Annotated in this window: 19 protein-coding genes; 9 read left to right on the forward strand and 10 right to left on the reverse strand. The window is 70.5% G+C overall.

From position 1 onward, the window contains the following. Positions 1–38: 38 nt before the first annotated feature. The 3 genes from ACSQ18_RS13470 to ACSQ18_RS13480 all read right to left on the reverse strand — a co-directional run bounded on the left by ACSQ18_RS13470 (position 39) and on the right by ACSQ18_RS13480 (position 3,368). Positions 39–1,391, reverse strand: a complete 1,353-nt coding sequence (locus ACSQ18_RS13470) for an ABC transporter substrate-binding protein (RefSeq protein ID WP_436037932.1) — start codon at positions 1,389–1,391, stop codon at positions 39–41. 67 nt (positions 1,392–1,458) lie between these two features. Further along, a complete protein-coding gene (locus ACSQ18_RS13475; protein WP_436037933.1) occupies positions 1,459–2,427 on the reverse strand; it encodes a carbohydrate ABC transporter permease in 969 nt (322 codons plus the stop codon). Continuing rightward, complete coding sequence (locus ACSQ18_RS13480; RefSeq protein ID WP_144806383.1) at positions 2,424–3,368, reverse strand: carbohydrate ABC transporter permease; 945 nt, start codon at positions 3,366–3,368, stop codon at positions 2,424–2,426. Before ACSQ18_RS13480 ends, ACSQ18_RS13475 begins: the two co-directional genes overlap by 4 nt. A 145-nt stretch (positions 3,369–3,513) precedes the next feature. Here ACSQ18_RS13480 and ACSQ18_RS13485 point away from each other — a divergent pair, with 145 nt between their 5' ends. Then, a complete protein-coding gene (locus tag ACSQ18_RS13485; protein WP_436037934.1) occupies positions 3,514–4,590 on the forward strand; it encodes a LacI family DNA-binding transcriptional regulator in 1,077 nt (358 codons plus the stop codon). Then, positions 4,587–5,564 (forward strand): UDP-glucose 4-epimerase GalE, encoded by a 978-nt coding sequence (gene galE, locus ACSQ18_RS13490; RefSeq protein WP_436037935.1) that lies wholly within the window; start codon positions 4,587–4,589, stop codon positions 5,562–5,564. The genes ACSQ18_RS13485 and galE overlap by 4 nt, the downstream gene beginning before the upstream one ends. Before the next feature lie 55 nt (positions 5,565–5,619). On the opposite strand, the gene ACSQ18_RS13495 is transcribed toward galE, so the two are convergent. Then, complete coding sequence (locus ACSQ18_RS13495) at positions 5,620–6,597, reverse strand: LacI family DNA-binding transcriptional regulator (RefSeq protein ID WP_436038446.1); 978 nt, start codon at positions 6,595–6,597, stop codon at positions 5,620–5,622. Between the two features lie 181 nt (positions 6,598–6,778). On the opposite strand from ACSQ18_RS13495, the gene galT reads away from it, so the two are divergent. The 3 genes from galT (at position 6,779) to ACSQ18_RS13510 (ending at position 10,196) form a co-directional block, all read left to right on the forward strand. Next, positions 6,779–7,954 carry a galactose-1-phosphate uridylyltransferase gene (gene galT, locus ACSQ18_RS13500; protein ID WP_436038447.1) on the forward strand — a complete coding sequence of 392 codons (1,176 nt, stop codon included), beginning with the start codon at positions 6,779–6,781 and terminating at the stop codon, positions 7,952–7,954. Then, complete coding sequence (gene galK / locus ACSQ18_RS13505) at positions 7,951–9,114, forward strand: galactokinase (RefSeq protein WP_436037936.1); 1,164 nt, start codon at positions 7,951–7,953, stop codon at positions 9,112–9,114. The genes galT and galK overlap by 4 nt, the downstream gene beginning before the upstream one ends. A gap of 245 nt (positions 9,115–9,359) precedes the next feature. Then, positions 9,360–10,196 (forward strand): alpha/beta fold hydrolase, encoded by an 837-nt coding sequence (locus ACSQ18_RS13510; RefSeq protein WP_436037937.1) that lies wholly within the window; start codon positions 9,360–9,362, stop codon positions 10,194–10,196. A 29-nt stretch (positions 10,197–10,225) separates the two neighbouring features. Here ACSQ18_RS13510 and ACSQ18_RS13515 read toward each other — a convergent pair whose 3' ends face one another. The 3 genes from ACSQ18_RS13515 to ACSQ18_RS13525 are packed head-to-tail and all read right to left on the reverse strand — an operon-like array spanning position 10,226 to position 13,141. After that, positions 10,226–11,230 carry a DNA-methyltransferase gene (locus tag ACSQ18_RS13515; RefSeq protein WP_436037938.1) on the reverse strand — a complete coding sequence of 335 codons (1,005 nt, stop codon included), beginning with the start codon at positions 11,228–11,230 and terminating at the stop codon, positions 10,226–10,228. After that, on the reverse strand, positions 11,209–12,258 hold the full coding sequence (locus ACSQ18_RS13520) for a lipoyl protein ligase domain-containing protein (protein WP_436037939.1): 1,050 nt from the start codon (positions 12,256–12,258) through the stop codon (positions 11,209–11,211). The genes ACSQ18_RS13515 and ACSQ18_RS13520 overlap by 22 nt, the downstream gene beginning before the upstream one ends. A 16-nt stretch (positions 12,259–12,274) precedes the next feature. Beyond that, the gene (locus tag ACSQ18_RS13525; protein ID WP_436037940.1) at positions 12,275–13,141 is read right to left on the reverse strand and encodes an alpha/beta hydrolase; all 867 of its coding nucleotides are present in this window, start codon (positions 13,139–13,141) and stop codon (positions 12,275–12,277) included. Between the two features lie 68 nt (positions 13,142–13,209). Between ACSQ18_RS13525 and ACSQ18_RS13530 the strand changes: the two genes are divergently transcribed. The 4 genes from ACSQ18_RS13530 to ACSQ18_RS13545 all read left to right on the forward strand — a co-directional run bounded on the left by ACSQ18_RS13530 (position 13,210) and on the right by ACSQ18_RS13545 (position 17,950). Then, positions 13,210–14,796 (forward strand): DHA2 family efflux MFS transporter permease subunit, encoded by a 1,587-nt coding sequence (locus ACSQ18_RS13530; RefSeq protein WP_436037941.1) that lies wholly within the window; start codon positions 13,210–13,212, stop codon positions 14,794–14,796. Between the two features lie 89 nt (positions 14,797–14,885). Further along, positions 14,886–15,323 (forward strand): MarR family winged helix-turn-helix transcriptional regulator, encoded by a 438-nt coding sequence (locus tag ACSQ18_RS13535; RefSeq protein WP_436037942.1) that lies wholly within the window; start codon positions 14,886–14,888, stop codon positions 15,321–15,323. Then, positions 15,320–16,669, forward strand: coding sequence for an MFS transporter (locus ACSQ18_RS13540; protein ID WP_436037943.1), 1,350 nt, complete (start codon positions 15,320–15,322; stop codon positions 16,667–16,669). Before ACSQ18_RS13535 ends, ACSQ18_RS13540 begins: the two co-directional genes overlap by 4 nt. Positions 16,670–16,903: 234 nt before the next feature. Continuing rightward, entirely contained in the window at positions 16,904–17,950 is a 1,047-nt protein-coding gene (locus ACSQ18_RS13545; RefSeq protein ID WP_436037944.1) for an NAD(P)H-dependent flavin oxidoreductase, read from the forward strand. Between the two features lie 22 nt (positions 17,951–17,972). Here ACSQ18_RS13545 and ACSQ18_RS13550 read toward each other — a convergent pair whose 3' ends face one another. From ACSQ18_RS13550 to ACSQ18_RS13560, 3 genes are read right to left on the reverse strand one after another with little or no spacing between them, the layout of a single operon-like run. Further along, on the reverse strand, positions 17,973–18,962 hold the full coding sequence (locus tag ACSQ18_RS13550; RefSeq protein ID WP_436037945.1) for a hypothetical protein: 990 nt from the start codon (positions 18,960–18,962) through the stop codon (positions 17,973–17,975). 23 nt (positions 18,963–18,985) lie between these two features. After that, entirely contained in the window at positions 18,986–19,618 is a 633-nt protein-coding gene (locus ACSQ18_RS13555; RefSeq protein WP_436037946.1) for an ABC transporter ATP-binding protein, read from the reverse strand. Beyond that, a complete protein-coding gene (locus tag ACSQ18_RS13560) occupies positions 19,609–20,460 on the reverse strand; it encodes a peptidoglycan-binding domain-containing protein (RefSeq protein ID WP_436037947.1) in 852 nt (283 codons plus the stop codon). Before ACSQ18_RS13560 ends, ACSQ18_RS13555 begins: the two co-directional genes overlap by 10 nt. Between the last annotated feature and the right edge of the window lie 245 nt (positions 20,461–20,705).

A 20,705-nucleotide genomic window follows, 5' to 3' on the forward strand; every position in this document is an offset into this window, starting at 1 on the left:
GCCGGGTCGAACCCGACCGCCCCGAGGTCACCGGTGGATCACTCCGAGACGGTGAAGCCCTGCTCGTTGCCGTAGGCGACGTTCTGCTGCTGCCAGGCCGCGAGGCCGTCGGCGATCGACGTCTTGTTCAGGTACGCCTTGCCCACGGTGTCGGCGTAGATGCTGTTCGCGTACGACTGCCACGGGAGGTACTGCCAACCGGTGCTCACCGAGTTGGCCGCGTCCACGAGCACCTCGTTGATCTTCTGACCGCCGAAGTAGTCGGACTCGTAGTTCAGGAACTCGTCCGACGTGAGGTCGGCGACCGTCGCGGGGAAGCCGCCGCTCTCGAGGAAGACGTCGATGGAGTCCTCCGACGAGTTCAGCCACTTGAGGAAGCCGGCTGCCAGCGCCGGGTTCTTCGACTGCTTCGTGACCGCCTCCGAGCTGCCGCCGTTCTCCGCCGTGACAGCGGCGCCGCCGTCGTAGGTGGGCATGGGGGCGACCCGCCAGTCACCGGCGCCGTCGGCCGCACCGGACTCGAGCACACCCGGCATCCAGGCGCCGATGGGAAGCGTCGCGATCGTGCCGTTGGCGAGACCGGCGAACCACTCGTCGGTCCAGCCGGGGATCTGGCTCATGAGGCCCTCCTGCACGAGCGTGTCCCAGGTGGTGGCCCACTTCTGCGTGCCCTCGTCGGCGAGGTTGACGGTGACCTTCTCGCCGTCGGCCTGGAAGGGGCGACCGCCGGCCTGCCAGATCATCGACGTGCCGAAGCCCGCGTCGGCGCCGGCGTCGTTGGTGATGTAGTAGTCGGAGTCGGCGGCGTGCAGCTTGCGGCCCGCCTCGATGTACTCGTCCCACGTGGTCGGAACCTCGAGGCCGAACTCGTCGAACACGCGCTTGTTGTAGAACAGCGCCATCGGGCCGGAGTCCTGCGGGAGACCCCAGATGCCGCCCTGCTGCGCGACGGCGCCCCACGGGCCCGGCGTGTAGAGGTCTTCGAGGTCGCCGAAGCCGTACGCGGAGAGGTCCAGCAGCGAGTCGGAGAGGATGAACTGCGGGAGCGACTGGTACTCGACCTGCACGACGTCGGGCGCGCCGGAGCCGGCGGCGATCGCGTTCTGCAGCTTGAGGTTGTTGTCGTTCGCGCCGCCGGTGTTGACGACGGTCACCTTGACGTTCGGGTACGCGTCCTCGAACGCGGCGACCTGGGCTTCGGCCGAGGGCGTCCACGTCCAGTAGGTGAGCTCGCCGCCCTCCTCGAGGGCCTTCTCGATGGCGTCGGCGCTGCCGGGATCGGCGGCGTTGTCGCCGGTGTCGGTGTCACCGGCGCAGGCCGCGAGGCCCGCACCGATCAGGAGGGCGGCGGCGCCGGTGGCGATGCCGCGGACCAGGGTGCGCTTTCTCATTGCTGTGTCCTTCCGCTTCTTCGGAGTCGGATCGTGGGGAGGATGGATTTCGAAGGTCGGCAGTCCCCTACTGCTTGACGCTTCCCGCGCTCAGCCCCGACTGCCAGAACCGCTGCAGCAGGAGGAACGCGATCACGATCGGGACGATCGTGAGAAGAGCACCGGTGATCACCAGGTTGAAGATCGGATCGGATCCGACGCCCGTCGCCTGCTGGTTCCACAGCTGCAGACCGATGGTCAGCGGGAACAGGTCAGGGTCGTTGAGCATGATCAGCGGGAGGAAGTAGTTGTTCCACGTCGCGACGATGGCGAACATCGCGACGGTGACGATCCCGGGGGCGAGGAGCTTGATCGAGATCGTGAAGAAGGTGCGGATCTCGCCGGCGCCGTCGACACGGGCGGCCTCGAGCAGCTCGGTGGGCACCGAGTCGACCGCGTACACCCAGATGAGGTAGAGCCCGAACGGCGAGATGAGCGAGGGGATGATGATCGCCCAGATCGTGTTCGTGAGTCCCATCTGGCTGAACATGAGGAACGTGGGAACGGCCAGGGCGGTGCCAGGGACGGCGATGGCCCCCAGGACGACGGCGAAGATGGCCTTCTTGCCCGGGAACGTGAACTTCGCCAGGCCGTAGCCGGCGAGGGTCGCGAGGATGGTCGCGCCGCCGGCGCCGGCGATCACGTAGAGCAGCGTGTTGCCGAACCACCGCACGAAGATGCCGTCGTCGTACGTGACGGTCTCGACGATGTTGTCGAAGAACGCGAACGGTCCCGAGAACCAGAGACCGAAGGAGCCGATGAGCGATTCCTGCGTCTTCGTCGAGCTGATGATGAGCCACGCGAGCGGCAGGAACGAGTAGAGCAGGAAGACGCTCATCAGGATCGTCAGCAGGAGCGACCGACGCGGGCGCTCGATCGTGTTCGCGGAGCGGTCGAACGACCGGCGCGACGCACGGCGGGGAGGACGCGGCGGACGACCGGTGCTATCGGCATCCCGGGATGCCACGAGGTCGGCGGTGGGGGTTGTGGCGCTCATCGCAGCTCCTGACGGTTGCCGCGCAGCTGCACGACGTAGGCGATCACGGCGGTGACGACGCCCATGACGATGGCCACCGTCGCCGCGTAGTTGACCTGCTGGCCGAAGAAGCTCAGGTTGTACGCGTACATGTTCGGGGTGAAGTAGGTCGTGATGATGCTCTGGGCGAGCGGGCGCAGGATGTTCGGCTCGTTGAAGAGCTGGAAGCTGCCGATGATGGAGAAGATCGTCGCGATGACGATCGCGCCGCGCAGGGCCGGGAGCTTGATGCTCCAGACGATGCGGAACTGGCCGGCGCCGTCGAGCGCGGCGGCCTCGTAGATGTCGGTGGGCACCGCGCGCAGGGCCGAGTAGAAGATCAGCATGTTGTAGCCGACGAACTCCCAGGTGACGATGTTGCCGATCGCCACGAGGATCCACTGCTGCGTGAAGGGCGTGACGAGGTCGAATCCGAGGAGGTCGTTGATGTTGCCGGCCAGACCCATCCTCTCGGAGTACATGAACCCCCACATGAGCACCGCGACGACGCCGGGCACCGCGTAGGGGAGGAAGAGGCCGATGCGGAACAGCGACGACCCGGCGAGCCGGCGGGAGTCGATCGCGAGGGCGGCGACGAGGGCCAGCACGAGCATGATCGGCACCTGCACGGCCAGGAACAGCGAGACCCGCAGCGCACCCTCGAGGAACTTCGGGTCCGTGAAGGCCTGCACGTAGTTGTCGAAGCCGACGAACACGTTGCCGCCGACGAGCTTGTCGCGGAACAGGCTCAGGAAGATCGAGTAGACGACCGGCGCGAGGAAGGTGAGCGCGAAGACCACGAGGAACGGGGCGACGAAGCCGAGGCCCGCCCACTGCCGGGTCGTCGAGGGCCGTCGCGAGGGGCGCGCGGCGCGACTCCGTGCGGGCGCCGGCGGGGGCGCGGCGGGAGCGATGGTTGACATCGGCGTCTCCGTCCTCTTCATCGGGGTGGTCGTGGCATCCGTGCGTCGACGAAATGTTTACGTCAACATCGGACGGGGCGAGAGTAGCATGTTTACGTCAACATCTGTCAACCCCGAGTCCGACCTAAGGCATAGAGTGACCTTGATGACCCTCGCGAACGATCACCCGAGATCCGTCTCCCTGCGCGAAGTCGCGCAGGCGGCGGGCGTTTCGGGACAGACCGTGTCGCGGGTCGCCAACAACGCGCCCAACGTCGCCGAGCCCACGCGGCAGAAGGTGCTCGCGGCCATGGCAGACCTCGGCTACCGCCCGAACGTCGCCGCCCGCGCCCTCCGCCGCGGGTCGTTCGGCTCGATCGGCGTCGTCGTTTTCACCCTCGGCACGCTCGGCAACATCCGCACGATCGCGGGCATCGTCGCCGAGGCCGCGCGACGCGACTACGCGGTCGAGCTCATCCAGGTGCAGCCCGGCACCGAGGAGGGCGAGCGCGAGGGTCAGGTCTCGTCGGCGCTGTCACGCCTCGGACAGGATGCCGTCGACGGCATCATCGTGATCATCGAATCGCACCTCATCTCGAAGTCCGCGCTCGTGTTCCCCGACGGCATCCCGAGCATCATCGTCGAAGCCGGCGCGCGCCCCGACCGCCCCTCGATCAACGCCGACCAGATCAACGGCGCGCGCCTCGCCGTCCGCCATCTCCTCGACCTCGGCCACCCGACGGTGTGGCACGTCGCCGGCCCGTCGGAGTCGAACTCCGCGCGCGAGCGCACCGAGACGTGGCGCGAGATCCTCGAGCACGAGCAGCGCGCCGTCCCCGAGCCGTTCCTCGGCGACTGGTCGGCCGACTCCGGCTACCGCGCGGGGCTCGCCCTCGCCGATCTCGCCGAGGCGACCGCCGTGTTCGCCTCCAACGACCAGATGGCGCTCGGTGTGCTGCGCGCGCTCCACGAGCGCGGCGTGCGCGTTCCCGACGACGTCAGCGTCGTCGGCTTCGACGACATGGACGAAGCCGCGCACTTCTGGCCGCCGCTGACGACCGTCCACCAGTTCTTCGAAGACGCCGGGTCGCTGGCCGTCTCGCTCATCATCGACGAGATCCAGGGCCGCGACCTGGCCCCCGGCGTGCGCACCGTCGCCACCGAGCTCGTCGTGCGCCAGTCCACCGGTCCCTACACCGGTCCGCGTCCCGTACCGCCCCCGATTCACCAGGAGAACTCATGAGCTGGCTCGTCACCGGAGGTGCCGGATACATCGGCGCCCACATCGTCCGCGCGCTGACGGCGGCGGACATGTCGCCCGTCGTCCTCGACAACGAGTCGAGCGGGCGGGCGACCTTCGTCCCGGAGGGCGTGCCGTACGTGCGCGGCTCGATCCTCGACACGCAGCTCCTGATCGACACGATGCGCGCCCACGAGGTGGTCGGCGTCATCCACGTCGCCGCCTACAAGTACGCCGGCGTCTCGGTGCAGCGCCCGCTCCACACCTACGAGCAGAACGTCGAGGGCACCCGCGTCGTACTCGCCGCGATGGAGGAGGCCGGCGTGAGCCGCCTCGTCTTCTCCTCCAGCGCCGCCGTCTACGGCACCCCCGATGTGCCGCTCGTGACGGAAGACCTGCCGAAGCGTCCGGCATCCCCGTACGGCGAGTCCAAGCTCATCGGCGAGTGGCTCATCCGCGACCAGGCGGTCGCCACGGCATCCTCCGACGCGCCGCTGCGCCACACGTCGCTGCGCTACTTCAACGTCGTCGGATCGAGCGACCCCTCGGTGTACGACGTCAGCCCCCACAACCTGTTCCCGCTCGTCTACGAGGCGCTCATCGAGGGACGCACGCCGAAGATCTTCGGCGACGACTACGACACCCCCGACGGCACGAACGTCCGGGACTACGTGCACATCGGCGACATCGCCGCCGCCCACGTCGTCGCCGCGCAGCGCCTCGCCGCGGGGCAGCCGGTCGAGCCCGCCTACAACCTCGGCTCGAAGAACGGGCTGTCGGTGCGCGAGATCATGGATGCCATGGCCCGCGTGACCGGCATCGACTTCACGCCCGAGATCGGACCGCGCCGGGCCGGCGACCCCGACCGCATCGTCGCGACCGGCGAGCTCGCCGCACGCGACCTCGACTGGAAGAACCGGTACACGGTCGACGAGATGGTGCGTTCGGGCTGGGAAGCCCGCCGCGCCGCCGGCTGAGCCCGGCACACGCCGCACGCGATTCCGGTCGGCTCGGACCGCCGCACGCTCCCGGTCAGGCCGACGCGCGCTGAACGAGCGTCGCCGGGAGCGTCACGTGCGCGGGCGCGGCGCCGCCGATCGCCGCGACGAGCGACGTGACGGCCGCTTCGCCCAGCGCGTCGAAGTCCTGTCGGACGGTGGTCAGCGGCGGGCGGAAGTCTGCGGCATCCGCGACGTCGTCGAACCCGACCACGTGCACGTCGTCACCCACCGTGCGCCCCGCCTCCGACAGCGCGCGCACGAGCCCCAGCGCCATCTGATCGTTGGCGGCGAAGACCGCCGTCACCCCGGGGAGAGCGGCCAGCCGCACGCCGGCGGCGAAGCCGGAGGCCGCCGTCCAGTCGCCCCGCAGCGGATCGGGAGCCGGAGCTCCGGAGGCGGCGAGCGTCTCCCGCCAGCCGCGCTCGCGCTCGCCGGCCGCGAACGACGTCGTCGGCCCCGCGAGGTGGAAGACGGTCGCGTGCCCTCGTCCGAGGAGGTGCGCCGTGGCGGCAGCCGCGCCGCCGGCGTGGTCGGACTGCACCGTCGGGAACGGCGTGGCGGCGTCGTCGGACTCGAGCGGGCGCGGCGCGTCGACGGCGACGATCCGCAGCCCCGCGGGCACGGGCGCGTCGCCCGCAATCGCCGTCGCCTCGTTGAGCACGATCGCCCCGTCGACACCCTGCTCGTGGAGCTGCGCGAACGCGTCGGCCACACCGTCGGAGCCGGCGAGGGTGACGACGGTGAGCGCGAAGCCCCGGCGGGCAGCGGATGCCGCGACCGCCTCCAGCATGCGGGAGTTACCGACGGAGGCGAGAGTCGCCACGACGACGCCGATCGTGTGAGAGCGCCCCGTGCGCAGAGCCCGCGCGGCCCGGTTGACCTGGTAGCCGAGGAGCGCCATGGCATCCTCCACCCGGGCCCGCGTGGCGGGGTCGACGCGGGGGCTGGCGTTGACGACGCGGGACACGGTCTGGGCCGAGACGCCGGCCGCCGCCGCGACGTCGCCCATCGACACTCGTCGCTCCATGTCCGCCCCGTTCTTCGCCCCTGTTACTCGCTGTGCCGGCTCGCCGCATACGCGGTTCGCGAGCGTCGCGCCGACGCGGTGCCCGCCGTCGACCGTGGGTAACTCCTTCGATCCGCGTCGTGTTGACGATAACACGCCCCCGCGCTACCGTGTTATCGTGAACATGCCTGAGTTCCCGACCGTGCCCGTCCGCCCCGAACCCCTCGGCGCGGGCGTCGTGAAGCGGTCCACGCGCCTCGCCGACGGTCGCGAGCTGATCTACTTCGACGACCCCGACACGACGCTCGGCGACGAGCGCGGTGTCGACACCCGCGACCTCGGCCCCCGCCCCGAGACCGCCACCATGCGGCAAGACGTGCTCACCGGCGACTGGGTCTCGGTCGCGGCCGCGCGCCAGGACCGCGCCTTCCTTCCCCCCGCCGAGCTCGACCCCCTCGCGCCGCAGACGCCGACGAACCCGTCCGAGATCCCCTCGCGCTACGACGTCGCCGTGTTCGAGAACAAGTCGCCGTCGTTCGGGCCGGCCCTCGCGGATGCCGTCGGCGATCTCCCCGTCGCCGCCGACGCCCCCCGCGACCTCGACGACCTCAGCCACCTCGGCCTCGGCCGCACCCGCACGAGCGTCGGCCGGTGCGAGGTCGTGTGCTTCTCGCCCGACCACGCCGGCTCGTTCGGCACGCAGACCGTCACCCGCGCGCGCACCGTCATCGAGGCGTGGGCCGACCGCACCGCAGCCCTGTCCGCCCTTCCCGGCGTGCAGCAGGTGTTCCCGTTCGAGAACCGCGGCGAGGCGATCGGTGTCACGCTCCACCACCCGCACGGGCAGATCTACTCCTACCCGTACATCACGCCCCGCACGACGCGACTGCTCGACTCGATCGACCGCACCGCTCCCGACCTGTTCCAGCGCATCCTCGAGTTCGAGCAGGAGGGTCCGCGGGTGGTGCTGCGGGGCGAGCACTGGACCGCGTTCGTCCCGTTCGCCGCACGCTGGCCGATCGAGGTGCACCTGCTCCCCCACCGTCAGGTGCCCGACTTCGCGGCTCTCGACGAGGCCGAACGCGACGAGCTCGCGCCGCTCTATCTGCGCCTCCTGCGCGGTGTCGATGCGCTCTACGACTCCCCCACGCCGTACATTGCGGCGTGGCACCAGGCCCCCGTGCACGTCGGACGCGACACCGTGCGCCTCCACCTGCAGTTGACGAGCCCGCGCCGCGCCGCCGACAAGCTCAAGTTCCTCGCCGGCTCGGAGTCGGCCATGGGCGCCTGGATCGGCGACGTCCCGCCCGAGACCGCCGCCGAGCGCCTCCGCGCCGCCATCGAAGGAGTCGTCCTGTGACCACCGCCACCGCCCTGTTCCACGACCTCACCGGCGCCGCCCCGCACGGCGTGTGGTCCTCGCCCGGTCGCGTCAACCTCATCGGCGAGCACACCGACTACAACGACGGCTTCGTCTTCCCCTTCGCGATCGACCACCGCACCTCGGTCGCGCTCGGGCTGCGCGACGACGCCCGCATCCGTGTCGTGTCGACGTTCGACCCGGTGCCCGTCGAAGTGGCCCTCGCCGATCTCGACACCCTCTTCCCCGCTCGCCGCGATGAGATCGTCGAGTGGGCGCGGTACCCCCTGGGGGTCGCCTGGGCGCTGCTGCGGGATGCCGATGTCGACGCGGTCTCCGGGGTCGATCTCGCCTTCGCCTCCGACGTCCCGGTCGGCGCAGGGCTGTCGTCGTCCGCCGCGATCGAGGGCGCCACGGCATCCGCGCTGAACGACGTGTGGCAGCTCGGGCGCGACCGGGTCGCACTCGCGCAGGCCGGTCGCCTCGCCGAGAACGACGCGGTCGGGGCGCCCACCGGGATCATGGACCAGATGGCATCCATGCTCGGCCGCGCCGATGCGGCGATCTTCCTCGACTGCCGCTCCCTCGAGGCCGACGTCGTCGACCTGGGCTTCGCCGCGGCCGAGCTGGAGCTCGTCGTGATCGACACCGGTGTGAAGCACGCGCACTCCACCGGCGGCTACGGCGAGCGCCGCGCCGCGTGCGAACGCGGGGCCGAGATCATGGGCGTCGCGGCGCTGCGCGACCTGGCGCCGGCCGACCTGGCCCGCGCGGAAGAGCTCATGGACGACGTGACGTTCCGACGAGTGCGCCACGTCGTGACCGAGGACCAGCGCGTGCTCGACACGGTCGAGACGCTCCGCCGCGAAGGCCCGCGGGCGATCGGCCACCTGCTCGATGCGTCGCACGCCTCGATGCGCGACGACTTCGAGATCTCGGTGCCCGAGCTCGATCTCGCCGTCGACACCGCCCGGGCTGCCGGCGCCGTCGGCGCGCGTATGACCGGCGGAGGCTTCGGGGGCGCGGCTATCGCGCTCGTCGACCAGGCGCGCGTCGCCGAGGTCGGTGTCGCCGTGGAGCGGGCCTTCGCCGCCGCCGGCTTCGCCGCCCCGCACATCTTCACGGTGCGCCCGTCCGAGGGCGCCCGCCGCGACGCCTGACCCGGCGCCGGGCCGGCGTCGGCGGGGTGCCGCGCGCGTGAAAGTGGCGCAATCGGCTGCTTCCGCGCGACGGAGGCCGCCGTCTGCGCCACCTTCGCGGGCGCGAGGCCACCGCCTGCGCCACCTTCGCGGGACGCGCGCGTGAACATCCGATGTGGCGTGCGTCAAGGGGTGGATGCCACGGCGACCGCGCCGTAACGTCGACCGCAGGCGGCGGCATCCGTCCGCGGCCGGAAGGAGCCATCGTGGCGTACATCACCGTGGGCACCGAGAACTCGACCGACGTCGAGATCTTCTACACCGACCAGGGCGAGGGGCAGCCGGTCGTGCTGATCCACGGCTTCCCGCTGGACGGGGAGTCATGGGGCAAGCAGCAGGCGGCACTCCTGGATGCCGGGTACCGCGTGATCGCGTACGACCGGCGCGGATTCGGTGCGTCTTCGAAGGCCGGTTCCGGCTATGACTACGACACGTTCGCAGCCGACCTCCACGCGCTGATCGAAGACCTCGACCTGACCGACGCCATCCTCGTCGGGTTCTCGATGGGCACCGGTGAGATCGCGCGCTACCTTTCGCGCTACGGCGCAGGACGCATCGCGAAGGCCGCGTTCCTCGGTTCGCTCGAGCCGTTCCTGCTCATCACCGACGACAACCCCGACGGCGCCGGCCCTCAGGAGTTCTTCGACGGCATCGCGCAGTCGGTGCGCGATGACCGCCACGCGTTCCTCACGGGCTTCTTCCGCGACTTCTACAACCTCGACGACACCCTCGGCGACCGCATCTCGCAGGAAGCTCTCGACGCGTCGGTCGCCACCGCGCGCCGCGCCGGCAACACGGCGATCGCCGCCGCGCCCCTCACGTGGCCGACCGACTTCCGCGCCGACATCCCCGCCGTCACGGTGCCGACCCTCATCCTCCACGGCACGGCCGACAACATCCTGCCGATCGACAAGACGGCGCGGAGGTTCCGCGAGCTCCTCCCCGACGCGACCTACGTGGAGATCGAGGGCGCCCCGCACGGGCTGCTGTGGACGCACGGCGCCGAGGTCAACGCGGCGCTCCTGGAGTTCCTCGACGACTGAGGCGGCGACGGCTCGGTCACCGGCTCCCGTCAGCGGACGGTGGCCGCGGGGAGGCGTCGACGCATGACGGCGATCGCCTCGGGGTTGCTGTCGACGAGCACCGCGTCGCGTCCGAGCGCGGAGGCGACGGCACCGGTGGTCCCGCTCCCGGCGAAGAGGTCGAGTACGCGATCGCCCGGACGGCTCGACGCCTGCACGATCCGGCGCAGGATGCCTTCGGGCTTCTGCGTGGGGTAGCCGGTCTTCTCGCGTCCGCCCGTGGGGACGATCGTGTGCCACCACACATCGGTGGGGAGCTTGCCGCGCGCGGCCTTCTCGGGGGTCACGAGGCCGGGGGCCATGTAGGGCTCGCGGTCGACGGCATCCGAGTCGAACCAGTACCGCGCTGGATCTTTCACGTACACGAGGATCGTGTCGTGCTTGGTGGGCCAGCGGCGACGGCTCTTCGCGCCGTAGTCGTACGCCCAGATGAGCTCGTTGAGGAAGCACTCCCGGCCGAAGAGCGCGTCGAGCAGCACCTTCGCGTAGTGCGCCTCGCGGTAGTCGAGGTGGAGGTACAGGGTGCCGTCGTCGGCGAGAAGGCGCCACGCTTCGCGCAGTCGCGGCTCGAGGAACTCCCAGTAGTCGTCGAACCGGTCGTCGTAGGCCCGCAGGTCGCCGCGCAGCCGCGCGTAGTTCGCCCCGCGGAATCCGGCCTTCACCGGGGCCCGCGTCGCGGCGGACGGTGGCGAACTCCATCGATCCGCGGGGTCGCCCGCCGCAGCGGCCCGGATTTCCGCGGTCGCCGCCGACTCGGCCTCCCGATCTGGAGGAGTTACCGACGCCTCGCGCGCGCCACGCACGGCACTTTCGACCGCCTTGCCCTGCGTGCGGCCCGTATTGAAGGGCGGATCGAGGTACACGAGGGTGAAGGAGCCGTCCGGCAGGCCCCGCGCGACCGTCAGGTTGTCGCCGTGGTGGATCTCCACCGCCCCGGCAGCGACCGGAGGGGCCGGCAGCGGCTCCGCGGCGCTCACGGAACGCGGCGCAGCCACGCGTCGGTGGCGAATTTGGATGCCACGAGCGCTTCGGCCTCGGCGTACTCCTCGGCCGAGATCGTTCCCGGTTCGGCGGCGTACAGCTTCGTGAAGGTCTCGATGAACCGCTCGATGATCGCCTCTCGCGGCAGGCCCGTCTGGCTGCGGAGCGGGTCGACGCGCTTGGCCGCCGACACGGTGCCCTTGTCGCTGAGCTTCTCGCGGCCGATGCGCAGCACCTCGGTGAGCACCTGGCCGTCCATGTCGTACGAGAGCGTCGCATGGTGCAGCACGCCGCCGTTGGCGAGGCGTTTCTGCGCGGCGCCGCCGATCTTGCCCTGCGGCGAGGCGATGTCGTTGAGCGGCTGGTACACGGCGTCGATGCCGAGCGAACGAAGTGCCTGCAGCACCCAGTCGTCGAGGAACGCGTACGAGTCGGCGAAGGTCATCCCCGACACGAGGGATGCCGGGACGTACAGCGAATAGGTGACGATCGACCCGGCGGCCATCAGCATGGCGCCTCCGCCGGAGATGCGCCGGACGACGTCGAAGCCGTGACGGGCGGCTCCCTCGGGGTCGACCTCGTTGCGCAGTGACTGGAAGGAGCCGATGACGACGGCGGATTCGTCCCATTCCCAGATGCGGAGCGTGGGCCGGCGTCGGCCGTCGCCGACGCGCGTCGTGAGCACCTCGTCGAGGGCGAGGTTCATGCGGGGCGAGACGGCCTTCTCGTGCACGACCTCCCACTCGAAGTCGCGCCACCCCGCCGCCGTGACGAGGGCGCGGCGTACGGCCGTGCCGACCGACTCGGGGGTGAAGCCGAGGAGCTGCGCACCGTCGGGGAGCGCGGCGCGCACAGCAGCGGCGATCGTGGCGACGTCGGCTTCGACGGGGAGTCCGGTGACAGCCGCGTCGATGTCGAGGAGCGCGTCGTCGGGCTCGAGGAAGAAGTCCCCCGCGAGGTGGAAGTCCGTGATGCGACCGTTCTCGACCTCGAGGTCGACGACGACGAGCTTGCCGCCCGGAACCTTGTACTCACCGTGCATGGTCCCAGCCTACGAGTCAGCGCCGCGCGAAGCGGGCGTCGAGCCAGGCGAGGAGGTCGGCGCGCACGTCGGCCTGCATCGTCTCGTTGAAGATCTCGTGCCGGGCGCCCGGGTAGACGAGGGTCGTCACGTCGGTGAGGCCCGAGCGGGTGCGGTAGGCGTCGGCGAGTTTGTGGACGCTGCGCGGACCGCCGACCGTGTCGTCCTGCCCGACCATGAGAAGCACGGGCAGGTCGTGGCCGAGGTCGCGGCGGGGCCGTCCGAACAGGCGAGCGGCGTCGAGCACGCCGAAGAGCTTCAGGAGCGGTTCGGAGGTGGTGAGCGGGTCGGCCAGGAAGGCGGCGCCGACGGTGAGGTCGCTGGAGAGCCACTCGGTGCCGGAGGCTTCGCGGTCCTTCCACGGCGCGTTGAGGTCGCCCGAGTTGAGGGTGCCCGGCCAGCGCAGCGCCGACCCCGACAGCACGAGCGCGTCGTAGGCCTCGGGTCGGTCGTTCACGAGCATCTGCGCGAGGAACGATCCCCACGAGTGCCCGAGGAGGATGAGCGGCAGCCCGGGGTTCTCGTCGCGGATGATGTCGGTGAGCTGTCGGCAGGCCGCGAGGGTGGCCGGCATCCCGCCTTTGCCGAGACGGCCGAGTCTGGTGCGGTCGCCGCCGTGCTGCGCGAGTCCCGTGCGACCGTGGCCGCGATGGTCGTCGGCGTAGACGGTGAAGCCGGCGCCGGCGAGCGCGGCGATGAGCGCGCCGTAGCGTCCGGCGTGCTCCCCCACGCCGTGCAGCAGCTGCACGACCCCGCGCGGCGTGCCGTCGGCGGGTCGGACGTCGTAGACGATGCGGATGCCGTGGGCGTCGGTATAGGTCCGCTCTTCGGCGAGTTCGGGCATGCGGCCGAGTCTACGACCCTGCGTGCACCCCTTCCGTTTCGGATTTTCGCTAGATAAGCTAGCGATCCATGGCGGACATCTCCTCTCGGCGCTGGTTCGGACTCGTCTTCATCAGCCTCGCCGTGGCGCTCATCATCGTCGACTCGACCATCGTCAACGTCGCGATTCCGGCCGTGGTCGACGACCTCGGCATCTCGTCCACCGAGGTCCAGTGGGTGCAGGAGGCCTACACCCTCGTCTTCGCCTCACTCCTCCTCCTCTTCGGAAGTCTGGGCGACCGATTCGGCCGACGCCGCATGCTGCTGATCGGCGTCGTGATCTTCGCGGCATCCTCCGTGTTCGCCGCGCTCGCACCGACCGGCGGGCTCCTCATCGCCGCGCGTCTCGTGCAGGGCGTCGGCGGGGCCATGATGCTGCCCACGACGCTCTCGCTCCTCAATGCGACCTTCCGCGGCCGCGAGCGCGGCATCGCGTTCGCCGTATGGGGCTCGACGATCGGCGGCATGGCCGCGGTGGGGCCGTTGCTGGGCGGGTGGCTCACGACGGCGTTCTCGTGGCGCTGGGCGTTCGGCATCAACGTGCCCCTCGGCATCCTGATCATCGCGGGCGTGCTGTGGGCGGTCGCGGAGTCGCGCGAGCCGGGGTACGGCCGCGTCGACCTCGTCGGGTCGGCACTGTCGGTCGTGCTGTTCGGCACCCTGGTCTTCGGGCTCATCGAGGGCCGCACGTACGGCTGGTGGCTCACCGACACCGCCCCCACCGTGGGCGACTGGACCTGGCCGTGGGCGCTCTCCCCCGTGCCGATCGCGTTCGCCGTCTCGGCGCTCGCCCTCGCGGGCTTCCTCGCGTGGACGGTGTCGCGACGCCGACACGGCCGGTCGGCGCTGCTGGACCTCTCGCTGTTCCGCATCGGCACGTTCCGCACCGGCAACCTCGCCGCCCTCGTGGTGGCCCTCGGCGAGTTCGGCCTCATCCTCGCGCTGCCCCTCTGGCTCCAGTTCGTGCTCGGCTTCGACGCGCTCCAGACGGGCCTCGTGCTCCTCGCACTCGCCGGCGGATCGTTCGTCGCGAGCGGCATCGCGGGCGGTCTCAGCGGACGGGTGTCGCCCGTTCTCGTCGTGCGGGCGGGACTCATCGCCGAAATCGTCGGCATCGCCGCCGTCGCGGCCGTCATCGGACCCGACACGGCGTGGGGTCTGCTGCTTCCCGGACTGTTCGTCTACGGCATCGGGGTGGGGCTCGCCACGGCGCAGCTGACGGGCGTGATCCTGCAGGACGTGCCGGTGACACAGTCGGGCCAGGGTTCGGGAACGCAGTCGACGGCGCGACAGGTGGGCTCGGCGCTGGGCATCGCGATCCTCGGCACCGTGCTGTTCACGACGACGGCGGGCGTGCTCGGAGCGGCACTGGACGACCAGGGCGTTTCCGCGGCGGAGCGGGATCGCGTCGTGGCGGCGGTCGTCGACAGTGCCGGCGGGGCGATCGCCGGACTGGATGCCGACCCCTCGACGGCCCCTGCGGCGGAGGCGGCCCGAGAGGCGTTCTCGGAGGGCACCCGGTGGGCGGCCTTCACGGCGGCGGGCTTCGTGGCGGTCGGCCTGTTCGCGACGGCGGGCCTCGGCCGGCGCCGGGAGCGCGACACCGCCGACGCCTGATCCGGGCCGGCGCGGACCGCCGCCTGATCGCGGGGACCGGTCGCGGTCGATTTACTTAGCAAAACTAATGAGCTAGGCTAAGTAACTGAATGAGCACCACAGACCCCACCCCCGACACCCCTCTCGCCTCCGATTTCCGCATGGCCACCTTCCGGTTGGCCCGACGTCTGCGCTCGGAGCGCGCCGTCGACACGATGAGCGACGGCCAGTTCGCCGTCCTCGCCGCGCTCAAGGTCCACGGGCCGCACACGCTCAGCGAGCTCGCCGACCGCGAGCGCGTCTCCGCGCCGTCGATGAACCGCACCGTGAACTTCCTCGAGGAGTCGGGCTACCTCACCCGCACGGCCGACGAGGACGACCGCCGCAAGGTGAACATCAGCCTGACGGATGCCGGACTCGCCGTCGTCGAGGAGACGGTGCGCCGCCGCGACTCCTGGCTCGAGCACGCGCTCGAGGCTCTCGACCCCGCCGAGCGCGACGTCCTCGCCCACGCGGCGGCCATCATGCGGGAGGTGGCGTCGCGATGAGCTCTGCGATGTTCCGCTCCTTCTCGGTCTTCAACTACCGCGTCTGGTTCATCGGCGCGCTCGTCTCGAACGTCGGCGCGTGGATGCAGGCCACCGCGCTCAGCTGGGTGGTGCTCACCGAACTCACCGACAACGACGCCGGCGCGATGGGCGTCACGATGGCGTTGCAGTTCGCGCCGCCCCTGCTGCTCGTCGGCGTGACCGGCCTCGTCGCCGACCGCTTCGACCGTCGCCGCCTGCTGATGGTCACGCAGAGCGTCCTGCTCCTCCTCGGCGCGGCCATCGGTGTACTCATCCTCCTGGGGGTGATGACGCTCCCCCTCATGTACGCGTTCGCGCTGGCCCTCGGCGTCGTCGCGGCCTTCGACAACCCCGCACGCCAGGCGTTCGTCTCCGACCTCGTCGCCCGCGAGAACGCGTCGAACGCCGTCGCGCTCAACGCGGCATCCTTCAACGGCGCGCGCATGATCGGACCGGCGGTCGCCGGGATCGTCATCGTCGCGGTCGGCACCGGCTGGGTGTTCCTCGTCAACGCGGTGACGTTCCTCGCGATGATCGTCGCCCTCGGGATGATCCGGGTCGACGAGCTCATCCCGCGTGCGAAGGCCTCGAGGGCTGCACGCCTGGCCGACGGCTTCCGCTACGTCGCACGCCGACCCGACCTCATGGTCGCGTTCGGGATGGTGTTCCTGCTGGGCGCGTTCGGGATGAACTTCCCCATCTTCGCCTCCACGATGGCACTGGAGTTCGGCCAGGAGGCCGACGGCTACGGCCTCCTCAGCTCGATCCTCGCGATCGGTTCGCTCGCCGGCGCCCTGCTGGCCGCCCGTCGCGATCGCGCGCAGATCCGCTACGTGATCGTCGGCACCGGGCTGTTCGCCGTCGCCGCGCTCGTGTCGGCCTTCATGCCGACCTACTGGCTCTACGCGGCCACGCTGATGTTCACGGGCTTCGCGGTGGTGACCACGCTCACCACCGCGAACGGCTACGTGCAGACCACGACCGACCCCACGCTGCGCGGCCGCGTGCTCGCGCTCTACATGGCGATCCTGATGGGCGGCACACCGGTCGGGGCGCCCATCGTCGGCTGGGTGGCGGCGCAGTTCGGTCCGCGGGCGGCCATCCTGCTCGGTGCCGTCGCCGCGTTCGTCGCGTTCGGCATCGGCTTCGGCTGGTTGCTGCTGTCGGGACGCCTCCACCGCCACGGCTCCCGCCGGTTCGCCCTCACGCTCGACGAGACGCGCCCGATCCGGATCGTCACTCCCGAGGAGTTCAGCGACGAGGTGGCGGCCACGACGCCGATCGCCCTGCCGGGCGAAGGCGCACGCGGCGCGCGCGGCGCCTGACCCGCCCCGGAGGGAGTGCCCGGCGGCGACCGATCCGGCCCAGGCCGGAGCACCCCGGGCGGCGACCCGTTATCTCGTGCCGCCAACAGGGGGAATCCGTACCGCGGCCGCCCGGGGCGCCGCACAAGGCCTCTTTCCCCTGTACGCGGAACCCGGCGACGCGGAACCTGGCGCCCCGGCTGCCCCGGCGCCCCGAAAGCCCCGCGGGCGGCTGCCGTGGGCCAGGCTGGAGGTATGACTTCCCTCCCCGCGTTGCTGGGCATCGACACTCCGATCGTCCTCGGCCCCTTCGGCGGCATGTCGTCGGTCGCCCTGACGGCGGTGGTCAGCGAGGGCGGCGGGCTCGGGTCGTACGGCCTGTACGGCTACGACGCCGAGCGGATCGCCGACACGGCGGCGCAGCTGCGGGCCGCGACCGACCGACCGTTCGCCCTGAACCTGTGGATGCCGGTGGGCACCGAGGTGCGGCCCGGCGAGGTCGACACGACCGCGGCCGTCGCCACGGTGGCCCCGCTGTACGCGGAGCTCGGCCTCCCGCTGCCGACCGAAGAGCCCGAGCGCTTCCTCGTCGACGTCGACGAGCAGCTCGAGGCGGTGCTCGCCGCGCGTCCGGCAGCCGTCAGCTTCGTGTTCGGGATGCCGTCACCCGCCTGGATCGAGGCCTTCCGCGAGCGTGGCGTCCGGGTCATCGGTGCGGCGACGACCGTGTCCGAAGCGGTGGCCGTCGAGCGGGCCGGCGCCGACGCGGTCGTGGCGAGCGGATTCGAGGCGGGTGGGCATCGCGTGAGCTTCCTCCGGCCCGCACAGGATTCTCTCGTCGGGACGATGGCGCTCGTTCCCCAGGTTGCGGATGCCGTCGGCATCCCGGTGATCGCCGCGGGCGGGATCGCCGACCGGCGTGGCGTCGCGGCGGCGTGGGCGCTGGGGGCGACGGGCGTGCAGGTGGGGACGGCGTTCCTGCGCACGCGCGAGTCGGCGGCCAGCCCTGCGCACCGGGCGGCACTTGCGAACGTCGGCGCCGACGGAACCGTGCTCACGCGCGCGGCGACCGGGCGGTGGGCACGCGGGGTGCGCAATCGCCTGGTCGACACGGCCGAGAGCGGGGCGATCGCACCGTTCCCCGCGCAGAGCTGGGTCGTCGGTCCGTTGCGCGCGGAGGCGAACCGTCGCGGCCTCGGAGACCTGCAGTCGTTGTGGTCGGGTCAGTCCGCCGCGCTCGCGGGGAGCGACGAGGCGGCGGTGCTCTTCAGGGAGCTGGCCGCCGGCGTCCCCTCGCGGTGACCGGCACCCTCGACAACATCGGTCAACGGTCCTTGGCCAGAGTCATCGGATTGGCGAAGACCACCCGGAGGGCTCCCACGTTCGCGGAGCTCCACCACGCCAGCCCACCCAGGACCGCCCAGGCGCCTATGACGAGTCGTGCGTCCCCGATGGGAAGGACGGCGCAGACGCCAAGCCCTCCGATCACGAAGAATCCCGCCATGAGGGCCTGCTCCAGCGACAGGATCACGGCGAGATCCGCGCGAGTCGCACCCGCGAAACGGTACGCGGCGAGCTCACTCCCCCTGAGGGCGTAACGACCGGCCGCCACGAGACCGCCCAGCATGCCGCCCACGACGAACAAGTATCTGTCCAGTCGGCCCAGATACTGGCCGATCAGATCAAAGGGGGCGGTGAGCCGCGCGCTGGCTGCGACGTCTCCGCCAGTGACGGAGACGGCAGCGATCAACCGAGGAATCATCAGCTTCACATCCGCGTAGCGCTCCAGTTGCACCGCGCATGAGGTGACCGTCGAAGCGAGAGGCTCCAAAGGGATGGCCACCGCTGACGAGAGTCCGAAAGCGCTCTCGTACATTGGCCCCGATGCGGCGTGAAGGGGCTCACCCTTGGGCACCAGCAGGCGAAGGGAGCCGACTCCGGTCCATAGCGCACTCCCGACTGCAGCGCGCGCTGTCGTCAACTCGGGCAGGAGACTGCGGCTCACCGCCACGGTGCGAATGCTCTCGCCGAGTTGGGGGTACGCCCGGCGACCGAGCTCGACGATCGCGCCGGCGCGAGCGACCCCTTCCATCGACGCAAGCGCCTCACAGGATTGGCGGCGGATCTGACCACCGTCGGGCAGCACCATGTCGACGGTGCTTCTTCCTTCCGAGATCTGCGTCTCCAGGTCGCCTTGCAGATCCAGCCACGTGCCGGCACCGTGGCCCGCGACGAGGGTACCGGCAAGGAGAGTCGCGGCGATGAACCACACCCCCCGCCCGGGGAGAAGCACGTTCGAGACGGCTTCTCGCACCAGATACCTCGGGCGCCAACCCGTCACTGCCCGACCCACCTCTTCGCTCGGAGGTCGAAGACCCTATCGGCGACGTCGACCAGCACGGGATCATGAGTCGCGATGAGGATCGTCGTCGAGGAGTCCACCCCGCGAAGCGCCGCAGCGAACGCCGACGTGTTCCCTTCATCCAAATGAGCGGTCGGTTCGTCCGCAAAGATCGCTCGGCGCGGAGACGCGAGAGCTCTGGCCAAGCACAAGCGCTGCAGCTCACCGCCCGAAAGCGCCCGCGCTCGTTCGATGGCGCGACGGCGCAGTCCGACGTGATCGAGCACATCGAGCGCGCGCTTGGTCGCCGCGTCGAAGGGAACGCCGCTCGCGAGAGGTCCGAGAAGCACGTTGTCGAGCACGGAGCGTCCCGCGAGGACGTTGTTCCCCTGGGTCACCCAGGCGACATTGCCCGGATCGACGGGCATCGGGTGGCCACCGACTTCGTGGGCGACAGAGCCGCCGTCGGGGCGTTCGAGACCCGCCAGAATTGACAGGAGCGTTGTCTTGCCGGAACCGGAGGGCGCGACGAGCACGTTTATGCATCCGCTCTCGAACTCGATGGAGACGTCGTCCAGCACGCGGGTGCGGGAGAAGGACTTGGTGATCCCGTGAGCAATTACTCGCATTGCGCCTTCACGTCGTCGGCGAGCGCCGAAGCGTCGCTCACGACATCCGCCCCGACGAACTCGGACTCCACGAGCACCTGACCGATCTCCGTCGACGCGCGCGGTGCCTCTTCGAGCGGCACCACATCGAGTGCATCGCCATCGGCGAGCACAAGGCATGCGAGATCGTGGCCGACCAGCAGCGCGGACCCCGGGACCGTTGCCGAGGTGACGGGAGACGCTGCGCGCAGATAGAGGCCTCGCGCCACACTCACCTGCGGGTCGTCAGACGGCTCCAGGGGAAGACCGCTGTCGCGCAAGGCCGACTCGAACGCGCGCACTTCCGAGGCATCCAGTTCCGTCCCCGCCACCGGCACGGCAGTGGCACCGACCAACAGCTCCCGCGGCAGGTCATCGAGCGGAGCAAGCGTCTGCGACGACTCACTAGGTGCGATGCTCACCGAGACGAGCGGCGACGAGCCTCGAACGATCGACTCGCCGGAAGTCACCGCGGCTCCGACACTCACCAGGACTCGAGTAACGCCCACCATGTCCGCCGGGACGTAGGCGACGTAATCGATGCGAAAGATCCCGTCTCTGGGCACACCGATCTTCCCTTGAAGGGATCGAACGGCCGCCTCGGTCTCGGAAGAGAAGGTCTCCGAACGTGCGTTCGTGTCGAAGTCCGTGCGCGCCAAGAAGGCGTTGAGCTGCGCCACGTCTCGCCCCGTGTCGCCCAGTCGCAACTCGCGGAAGAGGGGCTCACCGCCCACCTGGGCGAGGACGACCTGGCCGTTTACCGAGATCAGCCGGTCACCCGACGAGGGCGTATCGCCCACCTCCACGAACACTCGTGTCACCACCCCTGCGGCGCTCGAGCGGACGTCCACCTCCGGGGAGGACCTCACTGTGGCCACGACACTCGTGCGGTAGTCGCTCGAGCGTTCTCCAGCGACCACGGTACGGGGCGTGAGTGATTCGAGTGACCTCTGCTCGACCCAGCCCGGCACATACGCCCAGGCCGCGAGCGCCACAAAGGGGACGAGCCAAATCAGCAGAGGCAACAGCGACCGAACTCGTCCGCCGTCCGATGGAGTGCTATCCGTCT

The organism is Microbacterium sp. LjRoot45, assembly GCF_964253325.1.
Lineage (GTDB): Bacteria > Actinomycetota > Actinomycetes > Actinomycetales > Microbacteriaceae > Microbacterium.